This window comes from Nocardia sp. NPDC051787 (genome assembly GCF_040681325.1).
Lineage (GTDB): Bacteria > Actinomycetota > Actinomycetes > Mycobacteriales > Mycobacteriaceae > Nocardia.
Window position 1 is genome coordinate 1 of the sequence record NZ_JBFAYO010000026.1, and the last position, 16808, is coordinate 16808.

Genomic DNA, 16808 nt, shown 5'->3' on the forward strand with positions numbered 1-16808 from the left:
CGACGAACCACCGCGCCACCGGCGCGGCGGTCCAGTCCAGCACCTGCTCGAACGGTTGATGCCAATGCAACCGCCCGGCCTGCTCCGCCCAGAACGCTTCGCGGTCGGCCGCGGCCCGCTGGTACAGCGTGGCGTCGGCGTTCGCCGCGGCGGCGAACTCCGGGGTGGGTGGGTACGAGTCCCTGTGGTCGGCGGTGGTTTCAGTCATTTCGTCTCTTCTTTCCACGTAGCCTGAGCGCACGATTCGACGCAGCCGAGTTCGACAGTAATCAACTGTGACCTACGCCGCGTGCGGTGTGTCGGCCGGGTTTCGCGGCCGTCACGCCGTCGCGCGTCCGCCCGGAGGCCGCCCGGACGCGGCGACCTCGGCGGAGGCAATGTTGCGGCCGCGCGGGTATTTATGCACCAAACTTGGGGTGTTTCGGCGATGTTGCCGGATCGGTAACAAGTGCAACGAAGTCGGATCAATCCGGTGACAGTGCCCGCGCCGGTGGTTACTCTGCCAACCACACAGGCGGATCGTGTCGGCATGCGCTGGTGGACTTCGCGCGGGTGCCGCCCGGCTCCCCCCTTCTCGCAACGGGAGAATGCGTTGAAATTCCACAGAGCGATGGCGCTGACCGCGGCAGTATTACTGGCCACGAGCCTCGGGCTGGCCGCCTGTTCCCCTGGCGACGGCGCCGATGCCGACATCGTCACCGTCAATGGCGGCGAGCCGCAGAATCCGTTGGTACCCACCAATACCAACGAGAACATGGGTGGCCGTGTGGTCGATCGGTTGTTCGCGGGCTTGAAGTACTACGACGCCAACGGCAAGGCGCATGACGAAATCGCGGAGTCGATCCAGACCGCGGATCGCAAGAACTTCCGGGTGACCATAAAGCCGAACTGGAAGTTCACCGACGGCACGCCCGTGACGGCCAAGTCGTTCGTCGACGCGTGGAACCATGGTGCGCTCGGCACCAACGCGCAGCTGCAGAGCTATGTGTTCAGCCCCATCCTCGGTTTCGACGAGGTGTCCGCGGAAAGGCCGACGGCACAGACGATGTCCGGGCTGAAGGTGATCGATGACCGCACCTTCACCATCGAGCTGAAGGCGCCCTCGATCGACTTCGAGACCGGGCTCGGGTACGCACCGTTCTATCCGTTGCCGGAGGCGGCGTTCAAGGACATGAAAGCGTTCGGCGAGAACCCGATCGGCAACGGCCCCTACAAGTTCGCGCGCACCGGGGCGTGGGAGCACAACGTCAAGATCGATCTGGTGCCCAATCCGGACTACCCCGGTGGTCGCCCGGCCAAGAACAAGGGTCTGCGGTTTGTGATGTATCAATCCTTCGACACCGCCTATGCGGACCTGCAGGCAGGAAACCTCGACGCGCTCGACACCGTGCCGGACAGCGCGCTCACTTCCTACAAACAGGATCTCGGCGACCGCGCGATCACCAACCCCACCGCGCAGAACCAGCACATCGGCATCCAGTCCAACGTGCCGCACTTCTCCGGCCAGGAAGGGCTGCTGCGGCGCAGGGCGATCTCGATGGCGATCAACCGAGAGCAGATCTCGGAGAACATCTTCCACGGCACCCGGATTCCGGCGCGCGACTTCACCGCGAGCACGCTGCCCGGCTTCGACCCGAACCTGCCCGGCTCGGAGGTGCTGAAGTACAACCCCGACGAGGCCGAGAAACTGTGGGCGCAGGCCGACGCGATCGCGCCCTGGTCGGGCCGCTACGAGATCGCCTACAACTCCGACGGCGGCCACCAGGCCTGGGTCGAGGCCGTGGCGAACAGCGTGAAGAACGTCCTCGGCATCGACGCCGTCGGCACGCCGTACCCGACGTTCAAGAACATCCGTGACGAGATCAACGGCCACACGATCAACAAGGCGTTCCGCTACGGCTGGCAGGGCGACTACCCGACCATGCTGCAGTTCCTCACTTCGCAGTACTACAGCTACTCCGAGACCAACAACGTCGACTACAACAACCCCGAATTCGACCGCCTGCTCGACGCCGCCCAGGCCGCGCCGACCCAGGAAGAGTCCTACAAGATCATCGCGCAGGCCCAGTCCCTGCTGATCAGGGACATGGCCGACATCCCGGTGCTCGACTACGTGGCCGCCGCGGGCCGCTCGGCCCGGGTGTCGAAGGCCGAACTGGCCTGGAACGGCCTGTTCGACTTCGAGAACATCGAGAAGTAGCCGCCCGCCGCCCTGCGTCGCCTCCGGCGCGGGCAGCGCTGACCCAGGAGGCGAAATGGCCTGGTATGTCCTGCGGCGTCTGCTTCAGATGATCCCCGTGTTCCTCGGGGCGACGCTGCTCATCTACGCCCTGGTGTTCCTCGTTCCCGGCGACCCGATCCACGCGTTGGCCGGTGACAAGCCGATGACGCCCGCGGTGGAGGCGCAGCTGCGGGCGCGCTACCACCTCGACGAGCCGTTCCTCGTGCAGTATCTGCTGTATCTGAAGGGCATCGTCACGCTGGACTTCGGAACGGCCTTCTCCGGCAGGCCGGTGCGGGACGAACTCGCGCGCGCGTTCCCGATCACGATCGAGCTCGCGTTGCTGGCGGTGCTCGTCGAATCCGTGTTCGGCATCGCGTTCGGGCTGATCGCGGGGTTGCGCAAAGGCAGGCTGTTCGATTCGACGATGCTGGTGATCAGCCTGATCGTCATCGCGGTTCCGGTCTTCGTGGTCGGCTTCCTCGCGCAGTTCCTGCTCGGCGTGAAATGGGGAATCGCGCCGGTGACCGTCTCCGGTCGGGCGACGATCGGTGAACTGCTGGTCCCGGCGTTCGTGCTCGGATCGCTCTCGTTCGCCTACGTGCTGCGGTTGACGCGAAACTCAGTGGCGGAGAATATGTCCGCCGATTACGTCCGCACCGCGACGGCCAAGGGGCTCGGCAGGCGCCGCGTGGTGACCGTGCACATCCTGCGCAACTCGATGATCCCGGTGATCACCTTCCTCGGCGCCGATCTCGGCGCCCTGATGGGCGGTGCGATCGTCACCGAGGGGATCTTCAACATTCCGGGCGTCGGCGGCACGCTCTACCAGGCGATCACCCGGGGCGAACCGCCGACGGTGGTTTCGTTCGTCACGGTGCTGATCGTCATCTTCCTGATCACCAACCTGGTCGTCGACCTGCTCTACGCCGCACTCGACCCGAGGATTCGCTATGCCTGACCCGACCAAGGGCGGCGGCCAGGAGCGCCGCGGCCACGAGCACTTCGTCGCGCCGCCCGACGAGGTGGAAGTGCTCGCGACCGACGTCGTCGTGGATTCCGGTGCGCCCACCAGCATTTGGCGCGACGCGTGGCGACAGCTGCGACGCAATCCGATCTTCATCGCCGCGGCGGTGCTGATCGTGTTCGTGTTGATCGTGGTGATCTGGCCGGGCTGGTTCACCAGCCAGGACCCGCGCTACTGCCACGGCGACTTCAGCATGGACCCGCGCAGCGCGGGCCACCCCTTCGGCTTCGACAAGCAGGGATGCGACATCTACGCCCGAACCGTCTACGGCGCACGGGCTTCCGTGCTGGCCGGAGTGGGCGCGACCGTGCTTTTCGTGCTGATCGGCGGCACGCTGGGGGCGCTGTCGGGCTTCTACGGCGGACTACTGGACGCGTTCGTATCCCGGGTCGCCGAGATCTTCTACGCGATTCCGCTGATGCTGGCCGCCATCGTGATCATGCAGCTGCTGGATGCGCGCACGATCTGGACCGTGATCATCATCCTCGCCTCGTTCACCTGGCCACAGGCGGCGCGGATCGCCCGCAGCGCGGTGATCCAGGCCAAGAACAGCGACTACGTCACGGCGGCACAGGCGCTGGGAGTGTCCCGGCTACAGACGTTGCTACGCCATGTGCTGCCGAACGCGGCGGGACCGCTGATCGTGGTCACCACGCTGTGGCTGGGCGTATTCATCGTCACGGAGGCGACACTGTCCTACCTCGGCGTCGGGTTGCCACGCACGGTGGTGTCCTGGGGCGCGGATATCGCCACCGGGCAAAAGGAGATCCGCACCTCGGCGATCCTGTTCTATCCCGCGACGGCTCTGGCACTGACCGTGCTGAGTTTCATCATGCTGGGCGACGCGATGCGGGACGCCCTCGATCCGAAGGCGAGGAAGCGATGAGGGACGGGCAGCCGCTGCTCGAGATCACCGACCTGAACGTGAGTTTCACCGCCGATGGCAAGCAAGTGCCCGCGGTACGGGACGTGAGCCTCTCGGTGTACGCGGGCCAGACCGTGGCCATCGTCGGCGAATCGGGCTCGGGCAAATCGACCACGGCGCACGCCATCATCGATCTGCTGCCGGGAACGGGACGGGTCACCTCCGGCTCGATCCTGTTCGACGGCAAGGACCTCACCGCGGCCTCGAAACGAGACATCGTCGCCGTCCGCGGCAGCGGCATCGGATTCGTGCCGCAGGACCCGATGTCGAATCTGAATCCGGTCTGGAAGATCGGGTTCCAGATCCGGGAGACCCTGGAGGCCAACGGCATCGCGAAGGGCAGAGCGGCCGGCAAGCGAGCCGTGGAACTACTGGAGGAAGCGGGCATGCCCGATGCCGGACGCCGGGTGAACCAGTATCCGCACGAGTTCTCCGGCGGCATGCGCCAGCGCGCGCTGATCGCGATCGGCCTGGCCTGCCGTCCCGAACTGCTCATCGCCGACGAGCCGACCTCGGCGCTGGACGTGACCGTGCAGCGGCAGATCCTCGACCATCTCGATCGGCTCACCACCGAACTCGGCACGGCGGTCCTGCTGATCACCCACGATCTCGGACTCGCGGCGGAGCGCGCCGAACACTTGGTGGTGATGTATCGCGGGCGGGTGGTGGAATCCGGCCCGGCCTTGCGGATCCTGCGCGATCCTCAGCACCAGTACACCAAGCGGCTGGTGAGCTCGGCGCCCTCGCTGGCCGCGCAGCGGCAGTCGTCGGTGCGGCGGCGGGCCGAGGTCCGCGCGCAGGCGGTGCGGGTGGCCGAGCAGGCCGCGGCGGCCGATGCCGAGCCCACGGTGGGTCCGGACGAGGTGGTCGTGGCCGAGAACCTGACCAAGACATTCCGTATCCGCGACCGCGTGCCGTGGAAATCGACCGAGTTCGTCGCGGTGGACGATGTGTCGTTCCGGCTACGCCGCGGTCGCACCACGGCGATCGTCGGCGAATCCGGCTCTGGCAAAACGACGGTGGCCCGGATGGTGCTCGGTCTGCTCGCCCCGACATCCGGATCCGTCACCTTCGACGGCAACGATGTCGCCACGCTGGATCGCAAGGGCGCCTTCGCCTTCCGGCGCCGGGTGCAACCGGTCTTCCAGGACCCCTACGGCTCGCTCGACCCGATGTACACGATCTACCGCACCATCGAAGAGCCCCTGCGCACGCACCGGATCGGCACGCCCGGGGAGCGCGAGGCGACCGTTCGGGAACTGCTCGACAAGGTCGCGCTGCCGTCCAGCGTGCTGCGGCGCTACCCGAACGAGCTGTCCGGCGGGCAGCGTCAGCGGGTGGCCGTGGCTCGGGCGCTGGCGCTCCGGCCCGAGGTGGTGGTGTGCGACGAGGCGGTGTCCGCACTCGACGTACTGGTGCAGGCACAGATCCTGCGGCTGCTCGGCGAGCTGCAGGCCGAGTTGGGGCTGACGTATCTGTTCATCACCCACGATCTGGCCGTCGTCCGGCAGATCGCCGACGACGTGCTGGTCATGCAGCGCGGGAAGGTGGTCGAGGCGGCTTCCATCGACGAGGTGTTCGACAACCCGCGCCAGGAGTACACCCGCAAGCTGCTCGACGCGATCCCGGGGCGCGCCCTGCTGGCCGGGTAAGGGCAGGCAAGTAGCCTCGTATGCCGTGACCGATCCGCTACAGCCCCTCGCCGATCTACCGGGTGTCCGGGACGCGGCCGACCGTGCCCGCGACGCGCTCGCCGAGGTGCACCGGCACAAGGCGAACCGTCGTGGATGGCCGACCACGGCGGCCGAGGCCGCGGTGCGTGCGGCCCGTTCCTCGGCCGCTATCGATGGCGGCAGCACGGAACTCCCGGCCGACGGCCGCGTGGCCGATCCGATCCTGGCCGGTTCGTTGCGGGTGGGGCAGGCGTTGGACGGTGACGCATTGCGGAACCTGGTAGCCACCTGGCAGCGGGCGCCGCTGCAGGCGCTGGCGCGGCTGCATCTGCTCGCCGCCGCGGATCTGGTCTCGGTGGAGGAGTCGCTCGGCAGGCCGCGGGGCGAGGCGGGTGTGGCGCAGCGGCTGGATCTGTTGGCGCAAACGGTGCTCGGCTCGCGAGCGCCGGCACCGGTGATCGCCGCGGTAGTACACGGTGAGCTATTAGCGCTGCGACCGTTCGGGACGGCGGACGGCGTAGTCGCGCGGGCGGCCTCACGCCTGGTCGCCGTGTCCAGTGGGCTGGACCCACACAGTCTCGGTGTACCGGAGGTGTTCTGGTTGCGTAGGCGCCAGGCCTATCTCGACGCTGCCGCCGGGTTCGGGACCGGAGATCCGGAGGCCGTGGGCGGCTGGGTGATCTTCTGCTGCGGGGCCTTCGAGGACGGGGCGCGCGAAGCCACATCGATCGCCGACTCGGCGGTGGGATAACGGCGGCCCCCTACACGTCAAAGCGGGCGGCGTTGTCTGTCGACCTCACCGCCCGCTAGCACGGACTACCGGGTTACCAAGCGTGCTGGTTGGGTTGTGTTCTGCGGCCTCGGCGACCATCCGGATATCGCCGGTTCATCCCCGCAACCTGTGCGAGGCCCTCGCCGTCGAATACCCGGATTTCGCAGGCCCACAACGCTTCTGCCCTTGTCGCGGCGTGCTCCGCGTGGGTGCCTGGTGTCCGTGCTGGGAAGGAAGGCAGGGAGACAGTCCCTTCTCTTCTGGTACTGCCTAGGCCTTCCGCCCTTCCGTAGTTACCTTTCTACACTGTGACCGCATTCACAGCAAGGGTTCCGATGGCATTGAATAAACGGCGTGTTTTTGGGCGTTTCGTGGGTAAAATCCCTGGTCCTTCGCCCCTTGTGCGGAGTAAGCGAACCTACTGGCAAGGACCTGGCGACCCGCGCGGGGCGGCGCCCGAACGTTCGAACCTCAGCGGCGACGGCGCAGGATCCGATAGCTGATCGCGCCGGCCAGTACCGCACTCACACCGACCACGGCCGTGGCCGCGAGCGTGGTGGACGACGGCGCCTGGAAGCGCGCCCACAGCGACACGGGGTTGGAGAAGGTCAGAATGGGCCAGCCGCGCGCGGTGGCCTCCCGGCGCAGATTGCGGTCCGGATTGACCGCGGTCGGGTGCCCTACCGCGCCGAGCAGCGGCAGATCGGTGATCGAGTCGGAGTAGGCGTAGCAGCGCGACAGGTCGTAACCCTCGCTGGCGGCGAGCTTTTCGATCGCGGCGACCTTACCCTCGCCGTAGCAGTAGAACTCGACCTCGCCGGTGTACTTGCCGTCCACCACCACCATCCGGGTGGCGGCGGTATGCGAGGCGCCGAGCGCTTCGGCGATGGGGGCGACGATCTCCTCGCCGGAGGCCGACACGATCACCACGTCGTGCCCCCGGATCTTGTGGTCGGCGATCAGGTCGGCCGCCTCCGCGTAGATCAGCGGCTCGACCAGCTCGTGCAGTGTCTCGCCCACAATGGATTTCACCTGCTCGACATCCCAGCCCGCGCACATGCTGGTCAGGTGGGCGCGCATCCGCTCCATCTGATCGTGGTCGGCCCCCGACAGCAGGAACAGGAAGTGGGCGTAGCTGCTCTCCAGGACGGCGCGGCGGTTCAAGAGCCCCTGGGCGTAGAAGGGCTTGCTGAACACGAACGTGCTCGATTTCGCGATCACGGTCTTGTCCAGATCGAAGAAGGCGGCGACGCGACCGCCCGTGGTGGGTGGGTTGTCCACCCGACCAGGATAGGCGGCGGCCTCGCCTCCGCTCGGCCCGGCGCGAGCTACGGACGGACTTCAGTGGAACTTCGTGCGGTCGTGTCGTTGCCGCGGCTGCCTCTGCCTCTGCCGCTGCCTCTGCCTTGGCTCGGCGGGGCTGGAGGCGGACTTTGTCCAGGTGCGTCCATTGGGCATGGGGTGTCCTGGTCGGGGGCGGGCCGCGGTGGGAGACCGTGCCGGAGGGTTTGCCCCGCAGACGCCGGGGCTGGGGTGGCCGCAAACTTCTCCGATTCCGGACTTGCGTCGTGGCCGGGGAATAGGTGTAGTATTGCTGGCACCTGGACATGGTCCAGGCGCGTTCAGCCCGACCCCCCGGGGCTGAACCCGACGGCCCCAGCCTCCTCCCCCCCCGGCTGGGGCCGTCCTCTATTTCCGGGACGATTCGTTTGGCGGCGTGGCTCGAGAAGTTGTCCACAGCCCGTGAGTTATCCACATTCGGCACGGACCCCCTTCTTTGCCGGGTCGGATTCGGCCACGCTGACCTGCATGAATCTCGACCACTCGGCGCCAAGCGGCGCGCCGCCGGCCCTCGTGCTGATCCACGACGCCCGCTTGCGTGACGAAGTCCGGCGCATCGCGGCCGCCGCCGAACGGGACCTCGACGAGCCGTCGCAACCTGTCGGAAGGCATGCCTGGACCGGCGCGGCGTTGGTGATCCTCGACACAAATGCCGCACGAGACGTGGCGGCGGGCGGGTATCTGCGCCGGACCGGGGTGGTGCTGGTAACCGACGGTGAGCCAGGTTTGCTCGATTGGCAGGTCGCGGCATCGGCCGGCGCCGAGCGGGTTATCGCTCTGCCGGGTTCCGCCGTGGGGCTCATCGAGACGTTTGCTGAGTACGGCGAGCGGCGTGCGGGCGACGGGGTGGTCGTCGCCGTCGCCGGGGCAGGCGGTGGGGCAGGGGCGTCCACATTGGCCGTCGCGGTCGCACTGCGCGCCGCGGCCGGGGGGTTCCGGCGCGAGACCTTGCTGGTCGACGGCGCACCCTTCGGAGGAGGGCTCGACCTGCTGCTCGGCATCGAGACCACAGCGGGCCCGCGCTGGCCCGACCTGGTTGTCGAGGACGGACGGGTGTCCGCGGCCGCGCTGCACGGCGCGCTGCCGGAGGCCGCGCCCGGCCTTGCGGTGCTGTCCTGCGCTCGATGTGGTGCGGGACGGTTGCCGCGCGAACTCGGCGCGGCCAGTGTCCGTGCGGTGCTCGAAGCAGGCCGTGCCGCAGGCGATTTCGTAGTTTGCGACATTTCGGGTGAGCGCGGGGCGCATGCCGACCAGATGCTCGACGCGGCGGATCTTGTCGTGTTGGTCGTTCCGGCGCGGCTGCGGGCGGTCGCCGCCGCCGAAGCGGTGTCCGCCCACATCGCTCGGCGAAACCCGAACCAGGGCTTGATCGTTCGTGGTCCGGCACCCGGTGGACTACGTGGAGACGAGGTCGCCGAAGTGCTCGATCTTCCCCTGCTCGCCGCCGTCCGCGCCCAAACCGGGCTCGCGCACCGTCTGGAGCGTGGCGCGGTCTCGGTGCGCCGCCGGGGACCACTGCGCGATGCCGCCGACGCGGTCCTCGGTGTACTCAGCGCACCAGCTGGGCAGCGACGGTGACGAGGCAGCCATGAGTGAGTGGAGCGGGCGAACGATGGATACGGCACCATTCGCGGTCATGCCGGACCCGAGGAGTGTCAGCGAGGTGCAGGCATGAGTCCGTTACTGACGCGTGAGCTGCTGGATCGAGTGCGCGAGCGACTGGCCACAGAGACGGGTGACCCGGATCCGGCCCAGGTCGCCGCCGCGATCCGGGCCGAGGCAGGCGGCGTGCTCGGCGACACCGACCTGCTGCGGGCACTGCGGTTGTTGCAGACCGAGATGACTGGCGCGGGCGTGCTCGAACCGTTGTTGCACGATCCGGACGTCGCGGACGTGCTGGTAACCGGCCCGGACGCGGTGTGGATCGATCGCGGACGTGGACTGGAGAAGACCTCCATCAAGTTCCCCGACGAGGCCGCGGTCCGGCGGCTCGCGCAGCGCCTGGCACTGTCAGCGGGACGGCGGCTCGACGACGCACAACCTTGGGTGGACGGCCGGCTGTCCGGGACCGGTGCGGCGCTGGGGGATTCGTTCGGTGTCCGCTTGCACGCGGTACTCGCGCCGGTCGCCCACGGCGGCACCTGCCTTTCGCTGCGCGTACTTCGCCCGGCTACACAGGGGTTGGACGCGCTCGCGTCGGTGGGTGCGGTGCCGGCGGAGGCAAAGCTGTTGCTGGAGCGGATTGTTCGGGCACGTCTGGCGTTCCTGGTGGTCGGCGGCACCGGGGCGGGGAAGACGACGCTCCTGTCCGGTCTGCTGGCCACGGTGCATCCGACCGAGCGGATCATCTGCGTCGAAGACGCCGCCGAGCTCGCACCGCCGCATCCCCACGTCGTCCGCTTGGTTGCCAGGACCGCGAACGTCGAGGGCGTCGGTGCGGTGACCGTGCGCGATCTGGTCCGGCAGGCACTGCGTATGCGTCCGGACCGAATCGTGGTCGGCGAGGTCAGAGGCGCCGAGGTCGTCGACCTGCTGACCGCGTTGAACACCGGTCACGACGGCGGCGCGGGCACCGTGCACGCCAACTCGCCGCGGGAGGTCCCCGCGCGCTTGGAGGCCCTTGCCGCGCTGGGTGGGATGGACCGCGCGGCACTGCACAGTCAACTCGCCGCCGCGGTTCAAGTCGTCCTTCATGTGCACCGCCGATCCGACGGCACGCGCGGACTGCGTGAGATCGGCCTGGTGCACCGCGCCGACGGTGGCCGAGTGCGAATCACGCCCGCGTGGCACTCCACGGGCGTGGCTCCCGCCGCCGCCGACCTGTCCCGCCTGCTTGCCGAACGGCTCGACGGATGACCGCGGCGATGGTGTGTCTCGCGCTGGCGCTGGTCGCGGTCCCCGCGCCTGGATCACGACGCCGGTTCGCCCGGATGTTCGTCGGACGAGGCGAGCGCCGGAGGCTCGCGTGGAGCACCATGGCTCGCGCTGGTGCCATCGCAGGCGTTGTAGCCGTACTCGTCCCGCTCGGACCAGGTCCTTTCCTCGCGGCGAGCATGATCGCAGGGACGCTGGGGCTGCGGGTCCGCCGGTCCGCGCGGGACCGGCGCAGGAACGTCGAGCGCGGCTACCTGCTCGAGGCGCTGGAAGCCGTCATCGGCGAGTTGCGGGTAGGCGCCCATCCGAGTACGGCCGCCGAGGTCGCGGCGCGTGAGGTACCCGGCGAGTCGGCACGAGTCTTCGCTGTCGGCGCGGCACGCAGTCGGCTCGGCGGATCAGCGGCCGAGGGGCTGCGCCGACCGGAGTCCCTTGTGGCGGAGGAACTGTCCCGCATCGCCGGCGCGTGGCAGGTCGCCGAGCAGCACGGTCTCGCACTCGCCGAGTTGCTGTCGGCAGCCCGTACGGACCTCACGGAGCGCATCCGGTTTCACGGCCGCACCACCGCGGCGTTGGCCGGTGCCCGCGCCACCGCAGCGGTTCTGGCCTGTCTGCCGTGTCTCGGTATCGCGCTCGGCCAGATGATGGGCGCTTCTCCTCTGCATGTCCTCTTCGCCTCATCCGCAGGCCGGGTGTTGCTGCCCCTTGGCACCGGGCTGGCCTGTGCCGGGTTGCTGTGGACCGATGGAATTACGCGAAAGGTGCTGGCGTGAGAATGCTTTCATCGATACGTCCTGATCGGGCGCTGTGGCTGCGTCGCGTGTGGTTCATGCACTTGTTGCTCGGAACGGTTTGGGCGCGAGTGCCTCTGCTGCCGTTGACGCTGTGCGCGAGGGATTTTCACGCATCTGCTCCGGGAATGGAGGATTGGGATGACAGTGACGACGGAGACGGTGGCACCGCTGCTGTTGTTGGCGATTGCCCTGGCACTACTGCCGGGACGGGTGGCGGTCAGTCGGCGGTTGCGTGCCCTCCGCCAGCCGGTCGGCGGGCCGGTCGAGGTGTCGCGTGGAGGAAACCGGAACGCCGATCCGCTGGCCGCCGCCTCGGTCTTCGACCTGCTGGCTGCGTGCCTGCGAGCCGGCCTGCCGATGGCGGGCGCGGCGCGGGCCGTGGCGCCCGAGGCGCCGGAACCACTGGGCGGAGCACTGCGGCGGGCGGCGGATCTGCTCGCGCTGGGCGCGGACGCGGTCACCGTGTGGGAACAGGTCGCCCGGGATGGAGCCGGGCGTCCGGGGGCCGCCGAGATCGAATCGCTGGCCAGGATGGCGCGCCGTTCGGCCCGGTCCGGTGCATCACTGGCGGTCGCGGTCGGCGAGCTGGCCGAACAGCGCAGGGCTGCGGTCGAAGACGCGGCCGCCGCGAAGGCGGAACGCGCAGGCATCCTGATCGGCGGACCGCTGGGCTTGTGCTTCCTTCCCGCGTTCGTCTGCCTCGGCATCGTGCCTGTGGTCATCGGCTTGGCGGGCAGGGTACTCGGCGGCGGTCTGCTGTGATCCCACCGAGCGCCTCCTCAGCGGCGACGCGTTCCTGCGCCGCAGCCGAGCGGATTCGGATCGGCCGGCTGGGTTCGATGCGGTGGCGTGGGACCGCGCTGCGCCGTGCGTCGGGGGAAGCGTGCTCGTGCGGAGGGGCCGCACGGGCCAGAAAGAGAGGGGAATCGCGTGCGTATCGAGTGGGTGACGAGGTCCGTCGGCCAGCGACTGCAGGCTATATATACGGGCCTGCGCGGGCGAGCGGTGCAGGCGTTGGTCGCGGAGGACGGCATGAGCACGGCGGAGTACGCGATCGGCACGATCGCGGCGGCGGCGTTCGGTGCGGTGCTCTACGGCGTAGTGACGGGCGACAGCATCGTGAACGCGCTGACGAAGATCATCGATCGGGCGCTCAACACTTCGGTGTAGGCGGCGGCATCGGTGGGGAGCATCACGGTCGGCCGAGTCGGAGTGACGACCGAGGTGCGGTGACAGTTGAGGCGGCGCTCGCACTGACCGCAGTCGTCGCCACCGTCGTGCTGTGTCTCGGTGCCTTGCTGGCGGCGTCGACGCAGGTCCGCTGCGTCGATGCCGCCCGCGAGGCGGCGCGTTTGGCCGCGCGGGGCGATCACGGCAATGCCGTACCCACGGCCCACCGGATCGCCCCGCCGTCGGCCGACATCGCTCTGCGCACCGAAGGCACCCGTGTGGTCGCTGTCGTCTCCGCCCGAACTCCCCTTCTGCCGCTGCTCACGCTCCGCGCCGCGGCGGTCGCCACCCTCGAGCCGGGGGCTACCCCGTGACGGCGAAGTCCTCGCTCCGCTCGCGGGCACAGCCGGCACTTGTCGATCCGGCCCGCCATCAATGTGCCACCGGTCGTGGTGCTCGGCGGACCGGGAGATCTGGCGTCACGCGGCCTGCGGCTGGACTTCATCGCGTGTCCAGGCGGGAAGCGGCGAGCCACTGTGAGCGGCAGCACGCAGGTGATGCGCATCATGGACGTCCGCGTCGCGGGCGGACCCGTCATGAAGACGTCGACCCGACCGAGCACGGGGCCTGGCGGCGGTTCGCGGAGGCAGTTCACGGCGAGAACGGTGTAGGCACCGTGTTCGCCGGCTCGGCGTTGGTGGCGCTGCTCGGTGCCACGTTGTTGATCGCGCACGTCGGCGCGGTAGTGGTGGCGCGGCATCGTGCGCAGGCGGCGGCGGATATGGCGGCGCTGGCCGCGGCGAGCGCATTGGTGCAGGGAGTGGATCCGGCGTGTGCCGAGGCGGATGAGGTGGCGCGGCGAATGGGGACACGGATCCGGATCTGTGCGGCCGCGGAGTGGGACGTGACCGTCACTGTCGAAACGAATGTACCAATAGGTCTGTATGGCGATCGCAGTGTCCGAGCGATCGCTAGAGCTGGACCAGTTGAAGACTGAAGAGTTCGATACACAGCCGCCCGGACGTCGCTTTAGGGTGGCGGGAATCGGGAATTCTACTGGCCGGTCAAAAACCGGCTCGCACAATTCTCCGCGGCGCTCTGGATATCAAAAACGAATGAATGCGCATGTTCGCAACGGACGATGTGGCAATAGTCTAGTTAACATGAATTCTCTCCTTTTTATTCTGTGGGCTTGCGCGGTGCCGCACCAGTAGGAGGTGTCCCAGTGTTCCCTGCGAGTGCGCTGGCAACCTGGACAAACGATCACGTGCCGGGCACCGCGTCGTCACGAATCGAGCGAGACGCCGTCACCGTCGGTCAATGCGGCCAGCACAGCGGTGAGCAGGCGTGCCGCGCCGGCCTTGTCCAGCGGGTGGTTCCCGTTGCCGCACTTGGGCGATTGGACGCAGGACGGGCAGCCGGCGGCGCACCCGCATGACTCGATCGCCGCGAGGGTCGCCGAAAGCCACCGCCGCAGCTGGGCGAACCCGCGTTCGGCGAAACCGGCGCCGCCTGCTTGGCCGTCGTAGACGAAGACCGTGGGTAGCCCGGTGTCCGGATGCTCGGCCGTGGAGACACCGCCGATGTCCCAACGGTCGCAGGTCGCCACCAGCGGCAACAGGCCGATCGCCGCGTGCTCGGCCGCGTGCAGCGCTCCCGGAACGTCCTGGGGTTCGATCCCCGCCAGCGCCAAGAGTTCCGGTGTCACCGTGTACATCACCGCCCTGGTGGGGAGTGTTCGCGGGGGCAGATCGAGTTCCACGAGGTCGAGCACTTCGCCGGTGGCCAGCGTGCGCAGGTAGCCGATCACCTGGCTGGTGACCCGCACCTGCGCCAGAGCTGTCGTCACGTGACCGTGGCGGTGATGCTCGGACATCGCGTCGATGGTGATCGAAGTCGTCTGCCGCGCGCTGGTGGTCCATCCCGGTTCGGCGGCATGCACGAAGGCCACACCATCCTCGAGATCCAGCTCGTCGACCACGTAGGTCTCGCCCTGATGGAGGTGGACGGCGCCCTGGTGCAGCGTTGCCTGCGCCCGTCCCGCGTCGGCGGTGCCCAGTAGCCTGCCGGTCTCGCCGTCCACGATGGCCACCGGCGTACCGATTCCCCCTCGGACGTCGACGGCGTCGTGCGGCTGCGTCTCCGCGGTCACATACCACCGTGCGCTGTTGTGCGCCCCGCGTCGTCTGATCAGCCCTTTCGCGGTGAGGTCGTGCAGCACTTCGCGGGCGCCGAGCTCGTCCACCTCGCTGTCGGTGAGCGGCAGTTCCAATGCGGCGCACAGCAGTTGCGGACCGAGCACGTAGGGGTTGCGCGGATCGGTGATGGTGGCCTCTATCGGCTTGTCCAGCAGCGCGTCCGGGTGGTGGACCAGGTAGGTGTCGAGTGGATCATCCCGGGCCACGAGCAGGACCAGCGATCCCTGGGTACGCCGTCCCGCTCGCCCGGCCTGCTGCCAGAACGATGCGACCGTGCCGGGAAAACCCGAGATGACCACGGCATCAAGCCCCGCGATATCGACGCCCAGTTCCAGTGCGTTGGTCGTCGCCGCACCCAGCAGCGACCCGTCCGACAACGCCGCTTCCAGGTCGCGCCGGTCCTCCGCCAGGTAGCCCGCGCGATAGGAGGCCACCCGCGCGGCGAGGTCGGGATCGACTTCGGTCAACAACCTCCTGGCATCCATCGCGGTCTGCTCGGCGGCCCTGCGCGAGCGGACGAAGGTCAAGGTCCGCGCCCCTTCCGCCACCAGATCCGCCATGATCCGCGCCGCCTCCGTGGTGGCCGCCCTGCGTACCGGAGCGCCGTTCTCGCCGGTCACCGCGGTGAGCAGCGGCGGTTCCCAGAGCGCGACCGTGCGCGGCCCTTGAGGGGAGCCGTCCTGCGTGACCGCCGCACAGGGCGCGCCGATCAGCCGGGACGCGGCCGCCGCTGGTTCGGCCGTGGTCGCCGAGCACAGCACGAACACCGGATCGGCGCCGTATCGCGCGGCGATCCGCCGCAGCCTGCGCAGCACCAGCGCGACGTGCGAGCCGAAGATCCCGCGATAGGCGTGGCATTCGTCGACGATCACATAGCGCAGCCTGCGCAGCACGCGTGCCCAGCGCTGGTGCGACCGAAGTATTCCCAGGTGGAGCATGTCGGGGTTGGTGAAAATCCAGCGCGCGTTGGCGCGCACCCACTGCCGGATCTCGGCCGGTGTGTCGCCGTCGTAGGTGGCCGGACGGATATCCCGCAGCGGACCTTCGTGGGTCAGTTCCCCGACGGCACGCAGCTGATCGGCGCCCAGCGCCTTCGTCGGAGCCAGGTACAGCGCGGTGGCTTTCGGATCCGTTTGCAGCGTCGTGAGCACCGGAAGCTGATATCCGAGTGACTTGCCCGACGCGGTCCCGGTGCTCACGACCACGTGTTCACCTTCGAAAGCCAGGCCTGCCGTCTCGGCCTGATGACTCCAGGGCGCGTCTATGCCCGTGTCGCGCAACGCCGCGACCACGTCCGGCGATGCCCATGCGGGCCAGGTGGTGCGATCGGCCGCCCGCGCCGGCAACTCGACGACATGGGTCAGCCGACAATCGCGCGCCTGCCGGGGGTCGTCATCCGGGACTCCGGCTAGGACACGATTCAGCAACGATGTGCCGTAGCGGTGGTCGGTTCGGGGCTGTGCTCGGGCCGCCGAGTCGGCTGGATTCACGAGATGATCCCCGCAACACGCTCGGAAAGTGTGAAACGTGTGCGTCCGGGAAGCATCACCTGCCATTTCGATACCCAATAGCGACCTGGGTCACAGCTGGATTGCCGAACGTCCACTCGGTTATCAGAAGGCAAACGAACTGCAAGTCCGGATTCCGCCATTGTGTCCCTCACCTGCGCATTCGCAAGATCAACTTTTTTGCAAATTGTCGGTAACTCGACTGTTGAATTGCCCGGAGACATGGTTCACTGGTTCCTGGTCGCAAGCTTCTGTGTTCGAGGGACGGATCCAAAGTCCAAACCGTCAGCAGGATCGATGTTGCG

The 16808-nt window shown here is 68.3% G+C and carries 15 protein-coding genes; 12 read left to right on the plus strand and 3 right to left on the minus strand.

Annotation, left to right across the window (positions count from 1 at the left end; all coding sequences use genetic code 11):
- Positions 1 to 208: acetyl-coenzyme A synthetase N-terminal domain-containing protein (locus AB0M45_RS24590; RefSeq protein WP_364333584.1), on the minus strand; the 208-nt coding region annotated here is incomplete at its 3' end.
- Between the two features lie 402 nt (positions 209 to 610).
- On the opposite strand from AB0M45_RS24590, the gene AB0M45_RS24595 reads away from it, so the two are divergent.
- Genes AB0M45_RS24595 through AB0M45_RS24615 form a run of 5 tightly spaced genes read left to right on the plus strand, consistent with a single transcriptional unit; the run spans position 611 to position 6597 of the window.
- A complete protein-coding gene (locus AB0M45_RS24595; protein ID WP_364333830.1) occupies positions 611 to 2200 on the plus strand; it encodes an ABC transporter substrate-binding protein in 1590 nt (529 codons plus the stop codon).
- Between the two features lie 55 nt (positions 2201 to 2255).
- On the plus strand, positions 2256 to 3182 hold the full coding sequence (locus tag AB0M45_RS24600; RefSeq protein WP_364333587.1) for an ABC transporter permease: 927 nt from the start codon (positions 2256 to 2258) through the stop codon (positions 3180 to 3182).
- Positions 3175 to 4134: an ABC transporter permease gene (locus AB0M45_RS24605; RefSeq protein WP_364333590.1), complete on the plus strand. Its 960-nt coding sequence runs from the start codon at positions 3175 to 3177 to the stop codon at positions 4132 to 4134. Before AB0M45_RS24600 ends, AB0M45_RS24605 begins: the two co-directional genes overlap by 8 nt.
- Complete coding sequence (locus AB0M45_RS24610) at positions 4131 to 5825, plus strand: ABC transporter ATP-binding protein (protein ID WP_364333593.1); 1695 nt, start codon at positions 4131 to 4133, stop codon at positions 5823 to 5825. Before AB0M45_RS24605 ends, AB0M45_RS24610 begins: the two co-directional genes overlap by 4 nt.
- A gap of 25 nt (positions 5826 to 5850) precedes the next feature.
- A complete protein-coding gene (locus tag AB0M45_RS24615) occupies positions 5851 to 6597 on the plus strand; it encodes an oxidoreductase (RefSeq protein WP_364333596.1) in 747 nt (248 codons plus the stop codon).
- A 492-nt stretch (positions 6598 to 7089) separates the two neighbouring features.
- Here AB0M45_RS24615 and AB0M45_RS24620 read toward each other — a convergent pair whose 3' ends face one another.
- Positions 7090 to 7899 carry an HAD-IB family hydrolase gene (locus AB0M45_RS24620; protein WP_364333599.1) on the minus strand — a complete coding sequence of 270 codons (810 nt, stop codon included), beginning with the start codon at positions 7897 to 7899 and terminating at the stop codon, positions 7090 to 7092.
- A gap of 528 nt (positions 7900 to 8427) precedes the next feature.
- Here AB0M45_RS24620 and ssd point away from each other — a divergent pair.
- The 7 genes from ssd (at position 8428) to AB0M45_RS24655 (ending at position 13794) form a co-directional block, all read left to right on the plus strand.
- Positions 8428 to 9537, plus strand: a complete 1110-nt coding sequence (ssd, locus tag AB0M45_RS24625; RefSeq protein ID WP_364333602.1) for a septum site-determining protein Ssd — start codon at positions 8428 to 8430, stop codon at positions 9535 to 9537.
- A gap of 93 nt (positions 9538 to 9630) precedes the next feature.
- Positions 9631 to 10815: a TadA family conjugal transfer-associated ATPase gene (locus tag AB0M45_RS24630; RefSeq protein WP_364333605.1), complete on the plus strand. Its 1185-nt coding sequence runs from the start codon at positions 9631 to 9633 to the stop codon at positions 10813 to 10815.
- Positions 10812 to 11606 (plus strand): type II secretion system F family protein, encoded by a 795-nt coding sequence (locus tag AB0M45_RS24635; protein ID WP_364333609.1) that lies wholly within the window; start codon positions 10812 to 10814, stop codon positions 11604 to 11606. Before AB0M45_RS24630 ends, AB0M45_RS24635 begins: the two co-directional genes overlap by 4 nt.
- Positions 11607 to 11765: 159 nt before the next feature.
- The gene (locus AB0M45_RS24640; protein ID WP_364333612.1) at positions 11766 to 12389 is read left to right on the plus strand and encodes a type II secretion system F family protein; all 624 of its coding nucleotides are present in this window, start codon (positions 11766 to 11768) and stop codon (positions 12387 to 12389) included.
- A 207-nt stretch (positions 12390 to 12596) separates the two neighbouring features.
- Entirely contained in the window at positions 12597 to 12797 is a 201-nt protein-coding gene (locus tag AB0M45_RS24645; RefSeq protein ID WP_364333833.1) for a DUF4244 domain-containing protein, read from the plus strand.
- Positions 12798 to 12856: 59 nt separating this feature from the next.
- The gene (locus tag AB0M45_RS24650) at positions 12857 to 13171 is read left to right on the plus strand and encodes a TadE family type IV pilus minor pilin (protein WP_364333615.1); all 315 of its coding nucleotides are present in this window, start codon (positions 12857 to 12859) and stop codon (positions 13169 to 13171) included.
- 134 nt (positions 13172 to 13305) lie between these two features.
- Entirely contained in the window at positions 13306 to 13794 is a 489-nt protein-coding gene (locus AB0M45_RS24655; RefSeq protein ID WP_364333618.1) for an Rv3654c family TadE-like protein, read from the plus strand.
- A 288-nt stretch (positions 13795 to 14082) separates the two neighbouring features.
- Here AB0M45_RS24655 and AB0M45_RS24660 read toward each other — a convergent pair whose 3' ends face one another.
- Complete coding sequence (locus AB0M45_RS24660) at positions 14083 to 16485, minus strand: DEAD/DEAH box helicase (RefSeq protein WP_364333621.1); 2403 nt, start codon at positions 16483 to 16485, stop codon at positions 14083 to 14085.
- Between the last annotated feature and the right edge of the window lie 323 nt (positions 16486 to 16808).

What these genes read in the sequence shown, in the direction of transcription:
- AB0M45_RS24595 (WP_364333830.1), top strand. Translation starts at nt 611, where the DNA reads ATGGCGCTGACCGCGGCAGTATTACTGGCCACGAGCCTCGGGCTGGCC.
- AB0M45_RS24600 (WP_364333587.1), top strand. Translation starts at nt 2,256, where the DNA reads ATGGCCTGGTATGTCCTGCGGCGTCTGCTTCAGATGATCCCCGTGTTC.
- AB0M45_RS24605 (WP_364333590.1), top strand. Translation starts at nt 3,175, where the DNA reads ATGCCTGACCCGACCAAGGGCGGCGGCCAGGAGCGCCGCGGCCACGAG.
- AB0M45_RS24610 (WP_364333593.1), top strand. Translation starts at nt 4,131, where the DNA reads ATGAGGGACGGGCAGCCGCTGCTCGAGATCACCGACCTGAACGTGAGT.
- ssd (WP_364333602.1), top strand. Translation starts at nt 8,428, where the DNA reads ATGAATCTCGACCACTCGGCGCCAAGCGGCGCGCCGCCGGCCCTCGTG.
- AB0M45_RS24630 (WP_364333605.1), top strand. Translation starts at nt 9,631, where the DNA reads ATGAGTCCGTTACTGACGCGTGAGCTGCTGGATCGAGTGCGCGAGCGA.
- AB0M45_RS24635 (WP_364333609.1), top strand. Translation starts at nt 10,812, where the DNA reads ATGACCGCGGCGATGGTGTGTCTCGCGCTGGCGCTGGTCGCGGTCCCC.
- AB0M45_RS24640 (WP_364333612.1), top strand. Translation starts at nt 11,766, where the DNA reads ATGACAGTGACGACGGAGACGGTGGCACCGCTGCTGTTGTTGGCGATT.